The organism is Ochrobactrum teleogrylli (genome assembly GCF_037482325.1).
GTDB lineage: Bacteria > Pseudomonadota > Alphaproteobacteria > Rhizobiales > Rhizobiaceae > Brucella > Brucella teleogrylli.
The window spans coordinates 3,345,625-3,362,018 of record NZ_JBBHKQ010000001.1; the positions used below are offsets into that span (position 1 = coordinate 3,345,625).

A 16,394-nucleotide genomic window follows, 5' to 3' on the forward strand; every position below is an offset into this window, starting at 1 on the left:
ACTCTGGTCCGCTTTTCTTTTTGGTTTTATTGTTCGTGTATATTTTTCTTATTTAAAATTTATTCATACTACCCGTTACTTCGGTTCTTTAATTCAGTCGCTCGCGAAGATCTTATTCTCGCACAACCTACCTTCAGCGGGTTTAAACTTCACGCTTGCGTGAGTTTTGCGTGCGGCCATTGAAAATGAACCGTGGGCCATTTATCCAGAAACACAATCGTTAGTTTACTAATATATAAGGCATCGGATATGAGCACCGCAGATCTCAGAGCAGAAATGATTGATGCCATGGCGAAGGTCAACCGCAGGCTTCGCACCGTTTTTGACGCCAGGGTAAAAGAGCGGGGCCTGACACTGGCGCGCGCACGCACGCTACTGGCATTGATCGAGCAGGAAGGTCTTTATCAAAAGGAACTGGCCGAAACGCTGGAGATCGAGAATGCGACCATGGTTCGTCTTCTCGATGGCCTGGAACGCCAGTCATTCATCGAGCGCCAGACGGTCGAGGGTGATCGCCGCGCCAAGCGGGTGGTGATGACCGAAGAGGGCAAGATTCTGGCCGAGCAGGTCGAAAAGCTTGCCGGTGATGTGCGTGAAGACCTGCTTGAAGGCGTGACCGACGAGGAATTGAGCGTGGCGCTGAATGTGTTGCGCAAAATGTCGGAATCAATGAACAAGACACATTGAGCGTCGCTCTCTTCGCACGACAACCAGCCGGGGCTAGCGTTCCGGCTTTTTCGTTTGCTCACGGTTTTGTGTAAATCTGCCCTTAAGCTGGTCTACTTGTGCCATTTTTCGGTCGCCAGTGCAGCGTTCACTGCACCCACAATTTTCAGGTTGGCTGCCGGGAGCGCCGGAAATGCGTTATTCGACTCAGACCCTTGTGGGCCTCATGGCTATTCTTTCCATCGTTTCGGTGCAGGCCAAAGATATGCGCCACGGTACCCGCCATTCCTATGCGCTGGCGCTCAACGATGTGAATACGGATGACGGCATGGTTTTCGACACCAATGCATCGACTTCGTTCGACGTGGCGACCGAGCGCACGCGAAGAAATGTTGTTTTGCGTTGAGCCGCCAGAGCATTTCCAGCAAAAGTGCGTAGCGCCTACGCGGGGAAATCAGTCCACTGGACTGATTTCTGCTCCCGCTTCGATACGTAGGATAATGCTTAAAAACAAATAAATAGAGCGGTTCCACGATTCCGTCTCAAACGTCAAATTCGAAAAATCCACTAGATACATATACTTGCTAGTGGTCTTTTTGATTCCAACATTTGGTCAGCGCGTGAACCGAGGGATGCAAATGTTGGAATCAGACCACTAGGTCAGGGAGCAAGCGTGCGCAGATATTCCATCAGTTCACTTGCCGTATTGCTGGCGCGTTCCGGTTCGCGTGACACGATGGCCTCAATGAGCGCCGCATGGGCATTCGCTGAACCGGTGATGCTGGCCGAGGGTCGCAAACGGAACCAGAACCGGCGGCTATGGGTCTGAAGCGGGGCCGCGAGACGGGTCGCATAAGGGTTATTGGCCGCCGAGCCAAGCACGATGTCGAAAGCCTTGTCGGCATCAAGAAATGATTGCACATCTTCATTGGGAATTGCCTGCCGCATGGCGGCCGCTGCCGCTTCCAGCCGCTGATAGTCACGCGGGCTGCCGAAACGCGCGGCATCGCGCGCCAGCACACGCTCGACGCCTTCGCGGGCATCGAGAACCTTGGCGAAATCCTTGGGGTCGATGGGCGTGATCGCAATGCCGGAACGGGGGCGAACCTCCATCAGCCCTTCCCAGGCAAGCCGCTGAATGGCTTCACGCAGCGGCGTGCGGCCCATGCCCGTCAGCTCAATGAGCGTGCGTTCATTGACCACAGCGCCTGGTTCCAGCTCAAGCGTGACGACCATGCGTTCCAGCGTCTGATAGGCTTGCTCGGCAAGGCTTTCGCCGCCCAGGCTATCAATGGCGGGGATCGATTTGCCGGTGGCGCTCTTGATCGACCGTTCGCGGAGGCTCGTCTGTGTCATGTGGTCCAGTGTCTTCTATGATGGCAATTGACAGGAAACGATCCTACAAATATATCTCTGATATATCAATATCGACCAAGGCAATAGCCTTGCCGCACCCGTCCTCGCACTACCGGGTTTGAGCATAGTGTTATTCCGAAAATTTGTTGGACGGGGGATTTTCCCAATTTCAAAGTTAGCCTGATTTCGAACCAGCGTCGTGCCGGGCAGGGATCGATAGCGAATACGAAATCAGTTACCGGGAACCCGGTATTGACAAAGGCAGGGGCTCCATTCGTGATGACGCCTCGATCTGCATCGGTGGGGAGCCGCAAAAAGAATGAAATCTGATCCCAAAAATCAACAGAAAATGGGTCAGCAGGATATTGTTATCATCGGCGGCGGCATTGTCGGTTCTGCGACGGCAGCCTTGCTTGCCGAGGCCGGACGAAATGTCCTCGTCATCGATCGCACGGGCATCTGCGAGGAAACCAGTTCGGGCAACGCGGCGGCGCTTGCTTTTTCGGATATTCTGCCGATGGCGTCCAAGGGCGTCATGCGCAAGGTGCCGGGCTGGCTGATGGACCCGCTGGGGCCGTTTTCGATCCGTCCGTCCTACTTCCCGAAAATGGTGCCGTGGCTTTATCGTTTCTGGCGTGCCAGCAGCGCCAGGGCGCTCGAGAAAACCGCTGTCACACAGGCAAATATCATGCGGCTTGCGGAAAGCGAGATGCTGGCCTTGATCGACCGGGCCGGTCTGCGCGACCGCTTGCGGGAAGACGGCAATCTGGAGCTTTATGAATCCGAAGCGGAACTGACTGCCGCGTTGCCAAGCTGGGAAATTCGCGAGAAGGCTGGCATTGCGCACGAGCATGTCCACGGCGCGCGACTGGCCGAATTGCAGCCGGGCCTAAGCCCGCGCATTGTGGCGGGAACTTTCGTGCCCGGCTGGAAGAATGTCAGCGATCCGAAACTGTTCGGACAGGCCATCTGGGCCCATGCGGAGCGCCTCGGTGCGCGCTTCTTGAAAGCGAAGGTGACGAGCGCGCAACCGGCTGATGGCGGCGCGCGCGTGCGTCTTGAAGACGGCACGGAAATCAGCGCGAAGAACCTCATCGTGATGACGGGCGCCTTTTCGCGGGAATTCGCCAAGGGCTTTGGCGATGTCGTGCCGCTTGATACCGAGCGCGGTTACAACACCACGCTGCCGGTCGGTGCTTTCGACGTCAAGCGGCAGCTCACCTTCCCAAGCCATGGTTTCGTCATCACGCCGATGGCGACAGGCTTGCGCGTCGGCGGCGCGGTTGAATTCGGCGGGCTTGATCTGCCGCCAAATTATGCGCGCTCCAAAGCTATGTTGACCAAGGCCTCCCGCTTCCTGCCGGGTCTCAAGACCGAAGGCGGACGCGAGTGGATGGGCTATCGTCCGTCCCTTCCGGACTCTCTGCCGGTCGTCGGACGGGCATCATCTGGCGGCAATGTTTTCTACGGCTTCGGCCACGGCCATCTGGGCCTCACGCAATCGGCAGCGACGGCACGCCTCATCCGCGATCTGATCACCGGCGCGAAGCCTGCAATCGATATCGAACCATTCAAGCCTCAACGTTTTCGGAACTGACCATCATGGCAAGACATTCTTTTTTCTGCGTCGACGGACATACCTGCGGCAACCCAGTGCGCCTGGTGGCTGGCGGCGGCCCGAACCTCGAAGGTTCGACCATGATGGAGAAACGCGCGCATTTTCTGCGCGAGTTTGACTGGATCCGTACCGGCCTGATGTTCGAACCGCGCGGCCACGACATGATGTCTGGCTCGATCCTCTATCCGCCGACGCGCCCGGACTGCGATGTGGCGGTGCTGTTCATCGAGACCTCGGGTTGCCTGCCCATGTGCGGTCACGGCACCATCGGTACGGTGACCATGGCGATCGAGCAGGGCCTCGTGACACCGAAGACGCCCGGCAAGCTCAATCTCGACACGCCAGCGGGTCTCGTTGCCATCGAATATGAGCAGAACGGCCAGTATGTGGAGCGCGTGCGCCTCACCAATGTTCCGGCTTTCCTTTATGCGGAAGGCTTGGAAGTGGAATGCCCCGATCTTGGCACGCTCAAGGTCGATGTGGCCTATGGCGGCAATTTCTACGCTATCGTCGAGCCGCAGGACAATTACACCGACATGGCCGATTACAGCGCCTTGCAGCTGATCGCCTGGAGCCCTGTTCTGCGTCAGCGCCTGAATGAGAAATACAAGTTCCAGCACCTGCTGCTCGCCGATATCAATCGCCTGACGCATATTCTGTGGACCGGCAAGCCGACCAAGCCGGAAGCCCATGCGCGCAATGCTGTCTTCTACGGCGACAAGGCCATCGACCGTTCGCCTTGCGGCACCGGCACATCGGCTCGCATGGCGCAGCTGGCCGCCAAGGGCAAGCTGAAGCCGGGCGACGAATTCGTGCATGAATCTATCATCGGTTCGCTGTTCCACGGTCGCGTGGAGCGGGCGGTGGAAGTCACGGGGCCTGAAACGGGCCAGGAAACCGTGTTGCCGGGTATTATTCCGTCAATTGCGGGCTGGGCACGCATGACCGGTTATAATACGATCTTCATCGATGACCGGGACCCTTTTGCTCACGGTTTCACAGTTGCATAAAAACGGGTACGGCTGGTCAAAAATGACCAGCCACCCTATTTCTTGCCTTTTGAGGCTTCGGGGAAAATATGGAATAACGCGCCCGTTTCGGTAGAAAAGGACGCATAAAGGGGCTTTTCATAGGGGACATAACCGGTTTGCGGAGGGATGAAGCAATTAGTCTTTTGTTTTAGACGAAAGGGCTTGCATTCCGTGATGCAGCCGTTAGGTGTAATCGACCGGGAAAAAAATGAGGGTGCACGAAATAATAATGCGCCAATAAGATTCCGGCTTGTAAAATGGGTGGCTTTTCGATGGAATATTTCCTCCAGCAGGTGATCAACGGGCTCGCGCTCGGTTCGATCTATGGCCTGATCGCCATCGGCTACACGATGGTCTATGGTATCATCGGCATGATCAACTTTGCTCATGGCGATGTCTTCATGCTCGGCGCCTTTATGGCGCTGATTGTTTTTCTCATCATCACAACTTTCATCGGGGCGCTGCCGATTGCGTTGCTGCTGCTTCTGATGATGGTGGTCGCTATGCTCATGACCGGCTTGTGGAGCTGGACGATTGAGCGCGTGGCCTACCGGCCGCTGCGCGGTTCGTTCCGCCTTGCGCCGCTGATCACGGCAATCGGCATGTCGATCGCATTGTCCAATTTCGTCCAGGTAACGCAGGGCCCGCGCAACAAGCCGGTTCCACAGCTTCTGAACGGCTCCTACAGCCTGTTCGGCACCGACGTCACGATTTCGCTGAAGCAGATCGTCGTGATCGTGGTCACCGCCGTGCTGCTGACGATCTTCTGGTACATCGTCAATCGCACGTCGCTTGGCCGCGCCCAGCGCGCCTGTGAGCAGGACCGCAAGATGGCCGCACTTCTCGGCATCAATGTCGACCGTGTGATTTCGCTGACCTTCGTGATGGGCGCCATGCTCGCAGCCGTCGCCGGTACGCTTTACCTGTCCTTCTACGGTGTGATCTCCTTCGCCGACGGGTTCATCCCCGGCGTTAAGGCGTTCACGGCTGCGGTTCTGGGCGGTATTGGTTCGCTTCCGGGCGCTGTTGTCGGCGGCCTGCTGATCGGTCTGATCGAAGCGCTCTGGTCGGCTTATTTCTCGATCGACTACAAGGATGTCGCGGCGTTTTCGATCCTGGCCATCGTGCTGATCTTCATGCCGTCGGGTATTCTTGGCCGTCCTGAAGTCGAAAAGGTGTAATCATGGCTGTACAGTCGAGTTCACGCCCGGATTCCCTTTTTGGCCGGGCCATTCGCGAGGGTATCGTCGCCGGTCTTCTGGCGCTGGGCCTCTTTATCCTGATCATCGGTTTCAAGACCGAGCAGAACATCAACAATGAACTGGTGCTGGTGCAGCGCTGGGGTGCACTGGCCGTCATGGTTGCGCTGGCGGCGGTGGGACGCTTCCTGTTCGTCGCCTTCCTGCAGCCGCAGCTGGAGGCGCGCAAGCTCGCCAAGAGCAGCCGGACGGTTGCCGCCACCGATGGCCAGTCATTCTTCCGCACCCATTTCTCCAAGCTCGGCGTTGCCTTCCTCTTTGCCTATCCGATCCTGATCGTTCTGGCGCTGGGCTGGCAGGGCTCGCTCAAATGGGTCGATAATTTCGGCGTCCAGATCCTCATCTATGTGATGCTGGCCTGGGGGCTCAACATCGTCGTCGGTCTCGCCGGTCTTCTTGATCTCGGCTATGTGGCTTTCTACGCGGTCGGCGCCTATTCCTATGCGATCCTGTCCAGCTATTTTGGCCTGTCCTTCTGGATGCTGCTGCCCATGGCAGGCATTCTGGCCGCAACCTGGGGCATCATTCTGGGCTTCCCGGTCCTGCGATTGCGCGGTGATTATCTGGCCATCGTGACGCTCGCTTTCGGTGAAATCATCCGTCTGGTGCTGATCAACTGGACCGATCTCACCAAGGGCACCTTCGGTATTTCGGGTATCGCCAAGGCCACCTTCTTCGGTTTGCCGTTCAAGGCCGGCCCGGATGGTTTTGCCGCCCATATGGGAATTGCCTTCTCACCGGCGCATTACAAGTTCTTCCTCTATTACGTCATTCTGCTGCTGGCACTTCTGACCGCCTGGGTCACGATCCGTCTGCGCCGCATGCCGGTTGGCCGTGCGTGGGAAGCGCTGCGTGAAGACGAAATCGCCTGTCGTTCGCTCGGCATCAACACCACGACCACCAAGCTGACGGCTTTTGCCACGGGCGCCATGTTCGGCGGTTTTGCAGGCTCGTTCTTCGCGGCGCGTCAGGGCTTCGTGAGCCCGGAATCCTTCGTGTTTCTCGAATCGGCGGTTATCCTCGCCATCGTGGTTCTTGGCGGCATGGGATCGCTCGTCGGTATCGCCATTGCTGCAATCGTCATGATCGGCGGCACGGAAATCCTGCGTGAAATGGGCTTCCTGAAGGCGATCTTCGGTCCCGATTTCACGCCGGAACTCTATCGTATGCTCATCTTCGGGCTCGCCATGGTGGTCGTCATGGTCTGGAAGCCGCGCGGTTTTGTCGGAAGCCGAGAACCAAGTGCGTTCCTGCATGAGAAGAAGATGGTGTCGGGTGCCTTTACCAAGGAAGGGCACGGCTGATGGCGGAGACAGCGAGAATGCCTGACAATGTTCAGAAAGACACTGTTCTTCAGGTTGAGCATCTGTCGATGCGCTTCGGTGGCCTCGTCGCCATCAACGATCTGAGCTTCGACGTGAAGCGTGGTGATATTACCGCGCTGATCGGCCCGAATGGTGCCGGTAAAACCACGGTCTTCAACTGCATCACCGGCTTCTACAAGCCGACCGGTGGCATGTTGACCATGCATCGCAATACGGGCGAGACTTTCCTTCTGGAGCGTCTTCCTGATTTCCAGATCACCAAGCAGGCCAAGGTGGCGCGCACCTTCCAGAATATTCGCCTGTTTTCGGGCCTGACCGTTCTGGAAAATCTACTGGTCGCGCAGCACAACACGCTCATGCGCTCGTCGGGTTACACGGTCCTTGGGCTTCTCGGCCTGCCGGGTTACAAGAAGGCCGCCAAGGAGGCTATCGAAAAGGCGCGTTACTGGCTGGAAAAGATCAACCTCACCGCACGTGCGGATGATCCGGCTGGCGATCTGCCCTACGGCGATCAGCGCCGTCTGGAAATCGCCCGCGCCATGTGCACCGAGCCGGAAATCCTCTGCCTCGACGAACCGGCAGCAGGTCTCAATCCGCGCGAGTCGGCGGAGCTGAACAAGCTTTTGCTCGATATCCGTAAGGAAACGGGAACCTCGCTCCTGCTGATCGAGCACGATATGTCGGTGGTGATGGAAATTTCCGACCACGTGATCGTGCTGGAATATGGCACCAAGATTTCCGATGGATCGCCGGAAGAAGTCCGCAACGATCCGCGCGTCATCGCCGCTTATCTCGGTGTGGATGACGAGGAAATCGCCGAGCTGATCGATGAGGCCGACAAGCCCGGTACGGGCGATCCGGCGGATTTCATCGCGACCCAGCTTGCCGAAGAAGCGATCGAGCAGGAAAAATCGGCGGAAGTCGTGCAGTTCGCCGGTGGACTGGGCGCGCCACGCGATGGCAAGGCCGACAACCTGACGCTCGTCAAGGGCATCGGTGCGGTCAACGAGAAGAAGCTGAACGAGCACGGCATCTATCATTTCGATCAGATCGCCGCGTGGTCCGAGGCCGACATCAAGCAGGCCGAAACCTATCTGGAATTCGATGGCCGCATCGCCCGGGAAGACTGGGTGGGGCAGGCGGCGCAATTGGCCGCCGGTCAGGCGACCGAATTCTCGAGCCGCGTCGAAGCCGGTGATGTTCCGACGAGCCACAAGACCACTCCCGCAAAGGCGCCGCGCAGCCGCAAAGCTCCGGCCAAGCCGAAGAAGGGAGGCGAATGATGCAGGCTGAAACCATGCAGAAAAAGCAACCGCTTCTGGCCGTTGAAAAAGTCGAGACCTATTACGGTAACATCTGTGCGCTGAAGGGCATCGACCTGACGGTGGACGAAGGTGAAATCGTCGCCCTGATCGGCGCCAACGGTGCTGGCAAGTCCACGCTGATGATGACGATTTTCGGTTCGCCGAAAGCGCGCACCGGTCGCATTCTCTTCAACGGCAAAGACATTACGTCCATGCCGCCGCATGAGATTGCGAAGCTGCGTATCGCGCAGTCGCCGGAAGGGCGTCGCATCTTCCCGCGCATGACGGTTCTGGAAAATCTCCAGATGGGCGCGAGCCTCGACAATCAGCAATACTTCGAAGAAGACGTGAAGCTGATGTTCGACCTGTTCCCGCGTCTCAAGGAGCGTATCAGCCAGCGCGGCGGTACGCTGTCGGGTGGTGAGCAGCAGATGCTGGCTATTGCCCGTGCTCTGATGGCGCGTCCGAAGCTTCTGCTTCTCGATGAGCCGTCGCTGGGCCTTGCGCCGCTGATCGTCAAGCAGATCTTCGAGGCAATCAAGGAACTGAACCGCACACAGGGCCTGACGGTGTTTCTTGTCGAGCAGAACGCATTCGGCGCGCTCAAGCTCGCCGACCGCGGTTATGTGATGGTCAACGGGTCGATCACGATGAGCGGTTCGGGCCGCGATCTTCTGGCTGATCCGGAAGTGCGCGCCGCCTATCTCGAAGGCGGAAGGCATTAAGGAGGAAATCATGCAGGGTATTCTCTACGAAGAACCGTCTTTCTGGCTGTTTTTCCTCATTACGTGTCTTCTCGGCGGCTGGGCTGCCTGGATGACAGGCCGCGCCTGCGCGCAGACCTGGCGCAGCCTGCCGCAGTTGCTGGTCTATCTGATCCCGCTGGGCGCTGCGGTGCGTTTCATCCACTTCGCGCTGTTTGAAGGCACGCTGCTCTCGCTCCACTATTATCTGGTGGACACGATCGTGCTGATGATCATCGGTGCGATCGGGTTCCAATACACGCGCACCAAACAAATGGTGCGGCAGTATGGCTGGCTTTATGAAAAAGCTTCGCCGCTGAGCTGGAAAGCAAAATAATTCGAAGCTTCGCCGTTCGCGGCGGAGCTTTTTTTACAAGATCACGTTGACAGTATCATGATTCAGCGTAGATATTGCTGAGTATTCAGCAAGATAATAATGCGATGCAAAACATCGTATCGGGGTAAATACAAGGATGGGAGTTCCAAAAATGAAGAAGTATCTTTTTTCGGGCGTGGCTCTTGCTGCTGTGATGGCTTTTGGTGGCTCTGCATGGGCTGATGTACTTCTGGGTATCGGCGCGCCGCTGACCGGCCCGAATGCCGTTTACGGTGCGCAGATCCAGAAAGGCGCCGAAGCTGCTATCAAGGAAATCAACGATGCCGGCGGCATCAACGGCGAGAAGATCGCGATCACGCTCGGCGACGACGTTTCGGATCCGAAGCAGGGCATTTCGGTGGCTAACAAATTCGCTGCCGATGGCGTGAAATATGTGGTTGGTCACTTCAACTCGGGCGTTTCTATCCCGGCTTCTGAAGTCTATGCCGAAAACGGCATTCTCGAAATTTCGCCTGCTGCAACCAACCCGGTCTACACCGAGCGCCAGCTGTGGAACACGTTCCGTACCTGCGGCCGTGACGACCAGCAGGGTATCGTTGCCGGCCAGTACATCTTCGACAACTTCAAGGATGCGAAGATCGCCGTCATTCACGACAAGACCCCTTATGGTCAGGGTCTTGCCGATGAAACCAAGAAGAAGCTCAATGAGCTCGGCACCAAGGAAGCCCTTTATGAAGGCGTGAACGTCGGCGAAAAGGACTTCTCGGCGCTGATCGCCAAGCTCAAGCAGGCTGGCGTTACCGTTGTTTACTGGGGCGGCCTCCATCCGGAAGCTGGCCTGATCATCCGTCAGATGGCTGACCAGGGCCTCAAGGCTCAGTTCATCTCGGGCGACGGTATCGTGTCGAACGAACTGGCTTCGATTGCTGGCGACGCTGTTGCCGGTACGTTGAACACCTTCGGCCCGGATCCGCGCAACAACCCGGACAACGCCGACCTCGTCAAGAAGTTCCGCGACGCTGGTTTCGAGCCGGAAGCCTACACGCTTTATTCCTATGCAGCTGTTCAGTCGCTCGCTCAGGCCGCCAAGGCCGCGGGCAGCAACGACCCGCAGGAAGTTGCCAAGGCGCTGAAGGAAAAGGGCCCGTTCAAGACCGTGCTCGGCGATATTTCCTATGACGAAAAGGGCGATCCGAAGCTCCCGGGCTACGTCATGTACAAGTGGGAAAAGGGCGCTGACGGGAAATACACCTACATTCAGCAGAAGTAAAAACGCATTATTATTGCGTCAATGGAGAATGCCCGGTCATCGTGCTGGGCATTTTTCTTTTGTTTGCTAATATAAAATCTTAAAAAACAGAATGGTCTGATTGAGCGCGTTGATCTTGAGGGGGGCAATGCGCGCGCAATTTTCTGTAAAAAATGTATTTAAAAACAGTGTATTATAACATTTCCGATACTCGACCTATTGTTGAATGACCTCCGTCGCATGACCTCATGCGAAAAACGCCGAAAGTTGAGGATTTCTACGCTTTACTTTTACGTCTCTGCGATTTTACCTAGCAAGGTGATTTTGCGTAGTGTGATTCTCTACGTTTAATCTCGCCTTCTGGGGAGGAGGCCGGTCATGCGGGCGGAGGTGCTTCATTTTCCCCCAAACTGCACCCGAAACGGGAATGCGGAATAGCCGGTTTCTTTCGACATAAAGAGACAGGGCAGTGCCGGTTCAGTTGGCAACGCTCGAAGTGGGAGTAATCGAAATGAAGAAGTCTTTGTTCTGCGGCGTTTGCCTTTCGGCTCTGGTCGCTTTTGGCGGCGCAGCCTTTGCCGATGTGATGGTCGGTGTTGGCGCGCCTTTGACCGGCAGTCAGGCCGCATTCGGCGAGCAGATCAAGCGTGGTGTTGAAGCTGCTGTCGCGGAAGCCAATGCCAAGGGCGGCATGAATGGCGAAAAGATCAGCATCGTTTATGGTGATGATGCCGCCGATCCGAAGCAGGGCATTTCGGTTGCAAACAAGTTCGTTGGCGATGGCGTTCAGTTTGTCATCGGCCACTTCAATTCCGGCGTCAGCATTCCGACCTCGGATATCTATGCCGAAAACGGCGTGCTGATGATCGCACCGGGCACCACCAACCCGACCTTTACCGAGCGTGAACTGTGGAACACCTTCCGCACCTGCCGTCGTGACGACCAGCAAGGCATCGTCGCCGGAAAATACATGGCCGACCATTACAAGGATGGCAAGGTTGCGATCCTGCACGACAAGACGCCTTACGGTCAGGGCCTTGCCGACGAGACCAAGAAGTCGCTCAACGAGAACGGCATGAAGGAAACGCTTTATGAAGGCGTGAATCAGGGCGACAAGGATTTCTCGGCGCTGATTTCCAAGATGAAGGCCGCAGGTATCACGGCTGTCTATTGGGGTGGCATGCACCCGGAAGCTGGTCTTCTGATCCGCCAGATGGCCGATCAGGGCCTCAAGGCGCAGTTCATTTCGGGTGACGGTATCGTTTCCAACGAACTGGCTTCGATTGCGGGCGATGCGGTGGCTGGCGTCATGAACACTTTTGGCCCGGACCCGCGCGACGACAAGGCGAATGCAGACCTGATCAAAGCTTTCCGCGACAAGGGTTTTGAGCCGGAAGCTTATACTTTCTATGCCTATGCCGGTGTGCAGTCGCTGGTCAGCGCTGCCAATGCAGCAGGGAGCAACGATCCGCAGGAAGTTGCGACGGCGATGAAGGACAAGGGGCCGTTCAAGACCGTGCTGGGTGAAATTTCCTTCGACAAGAAGGGTGATCCAAGCCTGTCGCCTTACGTCATGTTTGAATGGCGGAAGGGTGAAGACGGCAAGTATAATTACTTCCAGAAGTAATTCTGCCTGATATATTGGCATAAATTGCTATAAAATTAATCAGAATGCCCGGCTTTTAGCCGGGCGTTTTGTTTTTAATTGGTGGTTGCACAGTTTGTTTGCGCTTGATCATATTGCAAGGTAAGCAATGGCGCCTTCGTCTTTGCAGTTAGGGAGATCTGCCTTGCCTATCAGGAAAATTCTGGTCGCCAATCGATCTGAAATCGCAATTCGCGTATTCCGCGCCGCCAATGAGCTGGGGCTCAAAACGGTGGCCATATGGGCCGAGGAGGACAAACTTTCCCTGCATCGCTTTAAAGCGGACGAGAGCTATCAGGTCGGTCGTGGACCGCATCTGGCGCGCGATCTGGGGCCGATCGAAAGCTACCTGTCGATCGACGAGATCATCCGCGTCGCCAAGCTTTCCGGCGCCGACGCCATTCATCCGGGCTACGGCCTGTTGTCGGAAAGCCCGGAATTCGCCGAGGCCTGTGCCGAAAACGGCATCATCTTCATCGGTCCGAAGCCGGAAACCATGCGCCGTCTCGGCAACAAGGTTGCAGCGCGCAATCTGGCCATCGAAATCGGCGTGCCGGTGGTGCCAGCCACCGATCCGCTGCCGGACGATATGGAAGAGGTGAAGAAGCTTGCGGCACAGGTCGGCTATCCCGTCATGCTGAAAGCCAGCTGGGGTGGCGGCGGTCGCGGCATGCGCGCCATTCGTTCCGAAGCCGATATCGCCCGCGAGGTCACGGAAGCCAAGCGTGAAGCCAAGGCAGCCTTCGGCAAGGACGAGGTCTATCTTGAAAAGCTCATCGAGCGCGCGCGCCATGTTGAAGTGCAGATTCTGGGCGATACGCATGGCAACGCGGTGCATCTGTTCGAGCGCGACTGCTCTATCCAGCGCCGCAACCAGAAGGTCGTGGAACGGGCGCCTGCGCCTTATCTCAACGACGCGCAGCGTCAGGAGCTTGCCAATTACGGTTTGAAGATCGCCCATGCCACCGATTATATCGGCGCGGGCACGGTCGAATTCCTGATGGATGCGGATAGCGGCAAGTTCTATTTCATCGAGGTCAATCCACGCATTCAGGTTGAGCATACGGTCACCGAGCAGGTGACGGGCATCGATATCGTCAAGGCGCAGATCCATATTCTGGAAGGTGCTGCCATTGGTACGCCGGAATCGGGCGTGCCGCGTCAGGAAGATATCCGGCTCAACGGTCATGCGCTGCAGTGCCGTATCACGACGGAAGACCCGGAACAGAACTTCATTCCCGATTACGGGCGCATTCAGGCTTACCGTTCGGCTTCGGGCTTCGGCATTCGCCTTGATGGCGGCACGGCCTATTCGGGAGCGTTCATCACGCGCTATTACGATCCGCTGCTGGTGAAGGTCACGGCTTCGGGCGTGACGCCGCTGGAAGCCATCCGCCGTATGGACCGCGCGCTGCGTGAATTCCGCATTCGCGGCGTGGCGACGAACCTCACCTTCCTCGAAGCGATCATCAACCATCCGAAATTCCAGTCGAACGACTATACGACGCGGTTTATCGACACCACGCCGGAACTGTTCGAGCAGGTGAAGCGGCAGGACCGTGCCACCAAGCTTCTGACCTATATTGCCGATGTGACGGTCAACGGTCACCCTGAAACCAAGGGACGCGCTAAGCCGGCTAAGGATGCTGCAAAACCACGCGTGCCGTGGTTCGGCGATACGCCGGTTGCGGACGGCACCAAGCAGCTTCTGGACAGTCTCGGACCGAAGAAGTTTGCCGAATGGGTACGCAATGAAAAGCGCGTTCTCGTCACCGATACGACCATGCGCGACGGTCACCAGTCGCTGCTGGCCACCCGCGTGCGCACCTATGACATTGCGCGCATCGCCAATACCTATGCGCAGGCGCTGCCGAACCTGTTCTCGCTGGAGTGCTGGGGTGGAGCGACCTTCGACGTTTCGATGCGCTTCCTGACGGAAGATCCGTGGGAGCGTCTGGCGCAGGTGCGTGAAGGCGCGCCAAACTTGCTGCTGCAAATGCTGCTGCGCGGCGCCAATGGCGTTGGCTACAAGTCCTATCCGGACAATGTGGTGAAGTATTTCGTGCGCGAAGCCGCGCGCGGCGGCATCGACCTGTTCCGCGTGTTCGACAGCCTCAACTGGGTTGAGAACATGCGCGTGTCGATGGATGCGGTGCTGGAGGAAAACAAGCTCTGCGAAGCCGCCATCTGCTATACGGGCGATATTCTGAACCCGGACCGGGCCAAATATGATCTCAAATATTACGTCAATCTGGCGAAAGAGGTCGAGAAAGCAGGCGCGCATATTATCGCCGTCAAGGATATGGCGGGCCTTTTGAAGCCTGCTGCTGCACGGGTGCTGTTCAAGGCGCTGCGGGAGGAAACCGATCTGCCGATTCATTTCCACACCCATGACACGTCCGGCATTTCTGCCGCGACAGTGCTGGCTGCGGTGGATGCGGGTGTGGATGTGGTCGATGCGGCGATGGATGCCTTGTCGGGCAACACTTCGCAGCCTTGCCTCGGTTCCATCGTGGAAGCGCTGCACGGCGCCGAGCGTGATCCGGGTCTCGACCCGGAATCGATCCGCCGCATTTCCTTCTATTGGGAAGCGGTACGCAATCAATATGCGGGCTTTGAAAGCGACCTCAAGGGACCGGCTTCGGAAGTCTATCTGCACGAAATGCCGGGCGGCCAGTTCACCAATCTGAAAGAACAGGCGCGTTCGCTGGGCCTCGAAACCCGCTGGCATGAAGTGGCGCAGGCCTATGCCGATGTGAACCGGATGTTCGGTGATATCGTCAAGGTCACGCCGTCCTCCAAAGTGGTGGGCGATATGGCGTTGATGATGGTCAGCCAGGATCTGGACGTCAGCGATGTCGAGAACCCGGACAAGGATATCGCCTTCCCGGATTCGGTGGTTTCGATGATGCGCGGTGATCTGGGGCAGCCGCCTTCGGGCTGGCCGGCAGCACTTCAGAAGAAAGTACTGAAGGGCGAAAAGCCGTTCACCGTGCGTCCCGGCTCGCTGCTGGCCGCTGCCGATCTCGATGCGGAGCGCAACGGGTTCGAAGAAACCGTGGGCCGCAAGATCACCGATCAGGAATTCGCTTCGGCACTGATGTATCCGAAAGTGTTCACGGATTTCGCAGCCGCGCAGGAAACCTACGGCCCGACAAGTGTTCTGCCTACGCCGGTTTATTTCTACGGCCTCAAGCCGGAAGAAGAAGTTTTCGTCGATCTGGAGCGTGGCAAGACGCTGGTGATCGTCAATCAGGCGATGAGCGAAACCGACGAGAAGGGCATGGTCACCGTGTTCTTCGAACTGAACGGCCAACCGCGCCGCATCAAGGTGCCGAACCGCGCCAAGGGCGCCTCTGGCGGTGTCCGTCGCAAGGTGGAAACCGGCAATGACAAACAGGTCGGCGCGCCAATGCCGGGTGTCATCTCGACGGTGGCGGTGACGAACGGCCAGAAGGTTTCGCAGGGCGATGTGCTGCTTTCCATCGAAGCGATGAAGATGGAAACGGCAATTCATGCCGAGCGCGACGGCACCATTGCCGAAGTGCTGGTGCGCCCCGGCGAGCAGATCGATGCGAAAGATCTCCTGGTCGTCTATTCGGTGTAATTCTTGGTTCAACGGAAGCGGGGCGATTTGGGGTCGCAGTACCCGACGCCTCCTTTTCCCTCATCCTGAGGAGCCGTTGAAAACGGCGTCTCGAAGGGCGAGGGAAATGCACGGCGCCTGCCCTCGTCCTTCGACAGGCTCAGGATGAGGGGGAGGCGTAGCGCCCGTCAGACCGAACGGTCGCTTTCGCAGCAGTGAAACCATCGGAAATCCCATGCCGCGCCTGTCAAAAGGCGCGGCATTTTGTTTGCGCT

Annotated in this window: 13 protein-coding genes; 12 read left to right on the forward strand and 1 reads right to left on the reverse strand. The window is 57.4% G+C overall.

All coding sequences use genetic code 11. The annotated features are described in order from the left end of the window. Nucleotides 1–249 precede the first annotated feature (249 nt). Both WIX40_RS15615 and WIX40_RS15620 read left to right on the forward strand, forming a co-directional pair. Complete coding sequence (locus WIX40_RS15615; RefSeq protein WP_109369815.1) at nucleotides 250–687, forward strand: MarR family winged helix-turn-helix transcriptional regulator; 438 nt, start codon at nucleotides 250–252, stop codon at nucleotides 685–687. Nucleotides 688–859: 172 nt separating this feature from the next. Continuing rightward, complete coding sequence (locus WIX40_RS15620) at nucleotides 860–1,072, forward strand: hypothetical protein (RefSeq protein ID WP_109369814.1); 213 nt, start codon at nucleotides 860–862, stop codon at nucleotides 1,070–1,072. 254 nt (nucleotides 1,073–1,326) lie between these two features. On the opposite strand, the gene WIX40_RS15625 is transcribed toward WIX40_RS15620, so the two are convergent. After that, nucleotides 1,327–2,022 (reverse strand): GntR family transcriptional regulator, encoded by a 696-nt coding sequence (locus WIX40_RS15625; protein ID WP_109369812.1) that lies wholly within the window; start codon nucleotides 2,020–2,022, stop codon nucleotides 1,327–1,329. Between the two features lie 319 nt (nucleotides 2,023–2,341). Between WIX40_RS15625 and WIX40_RS15630 the strand changes: the two genes are divergently transcribed. From WIX40_RS15630 to pyc, 10 genes are all read left to right on the forward strand, one after another. Continuing rightward, nucleotides 2,342–3,619: an NAD(P)/FAD-dependent oxidoreductase gene (locus tag WIX40_RS15630; RefSeq protein ID WP_339440563.1), complete on the forward strand. Its 1,278-nt coding sequence runs from the start codon at nucleotides 2,342–2,344 to the stop codon at nucleotides 3,617–3,619. Between the two features lie 5 nt (nucleotides 3,620–3,624). Next, on the forward strand, nucleotides 3,625–4,650 hold the full coding sequence (locus tag WIX40_RS15635; RefSeq protein WP_339440565.1) for a 4-hydroxyproline epimerase: 1,026 nt from the start codon (nucleotides 3,625–3,627) through the stop codon (nucleotides 4,648–4,650). Between the two features lie 293 nt (nucleotides 4,651–4,943). Beyond that, nucleotides 4,944–5,852: a branched-chain amino acid ABC transporter permease gene (locus WIX40_RS15640; protein WP_109370318.1), complete on the forward strand. Its 909-nt coding sequence runs from the start codon at nucleotides 4,944–4,946 to the stop codon at nucleotides 5,850–5,852. 2 nt (nucleotides 5,853–5,854) lie between these two features. Further along, the gene (gene livM / locus WIX40_RS15645; protein WP_109369809.1) at nucleotides 5,855–7,234 is read left to right on the forward strand and encodes a high-affinity branched-chain amino acid ABC transporter permease LivM; all 1,380 of its coding nucleotides are present in this window, start codon (nucleotides 5,855–5,857) and stop codon (nucleotides 7,232–7,234) included. 17 nt (nucleotides 7,235–7,251) lie between these two features. Next, nucleotides 7,252–8,538 carry an ATP-binding cassette domain-containing protein gene (locus WIX40_RS15650; protein WP_371830922.1) on the forward strand — a complete coding sequence of 429 codons (1,287 nt, stop codon included), beginning with the start codon at nucleotides 7,252–7,254 and terminating at the stop codon, nucleotides 8,536–8,538. Then, the gene (locus tag WIX40_RS15655) at nucleotides 8,538–9,284 is read left to right on the forward strand and encodes an ABC transporter ATP-binding protein (protein WP_109369807.1); all 747 of its coding nucleotides are present in this window, start codon (nucleotides 8,538–8,540) and stop codon (nucleotides 9,282–9,284) included. The genes WIX40_RS15650 and WIX40_RS15655 overlap by 1 nt, the downstream gene beginning before the upstream one ends. Nucleotides 9,285–9,294: 10 nt before the next feature. Beyond that, nucleotides 9,295–9,639 (forward strand): DUF6867 family protein, encoded by a 345-nt coding sequence (locus WIX40_RS15660; RefSeq protein ID WP_109369806.1) that lies wholly within the window; start codon nucleotides 9,295–9,297, stop codon nucleotides 9,637–9,639. Between the two features lie 151 nt (nucleotides 9,640–9,790). After that, complete coding sequence (locus WIX40_RS15665; RefSeq protein ID WP_109369805.1) at nucleotides 9,791–10,909, forward strand: branched-chain amino acid ABC transporter substrate-binding protein; 1,119 nt, start codon at nucleotides 9,791–9,793, stop codon at nucleotides 10,907–10,909. A gap of 490 nt (nucleotides 10,910–11,399) precedes the next feature. Next, the gene (locus tag WIX40_RS15670; protein ID WP_140025476.1) at nucleotides 11,400–12,515 is read left to right on the forward strand and encodes a branched-chain amino acid ABC transporter substrate-binding protein; all 1,116 of its coding nucleotides are present in this window, start codon (nucleotides 11,400–11,402) and stop codon (nucleotides 12,513–12,515) included. 127 nt (nucleotides 12,516–12,642) lie between these two features. Continuing rightward, nucleotides 12,643–16,140, forward strand: coding sequence for a pyruvate carboxylase (gene pyc, locus WIX40_RS15675; protein WP_339440568.1), 3,498 nt, complete (start codon nucleotides 12,643–12,645; stop codon nucleotides 16,138–16,140). Nucleotides 16,141–16,394 lie beyond the last annotated feature (254 nt).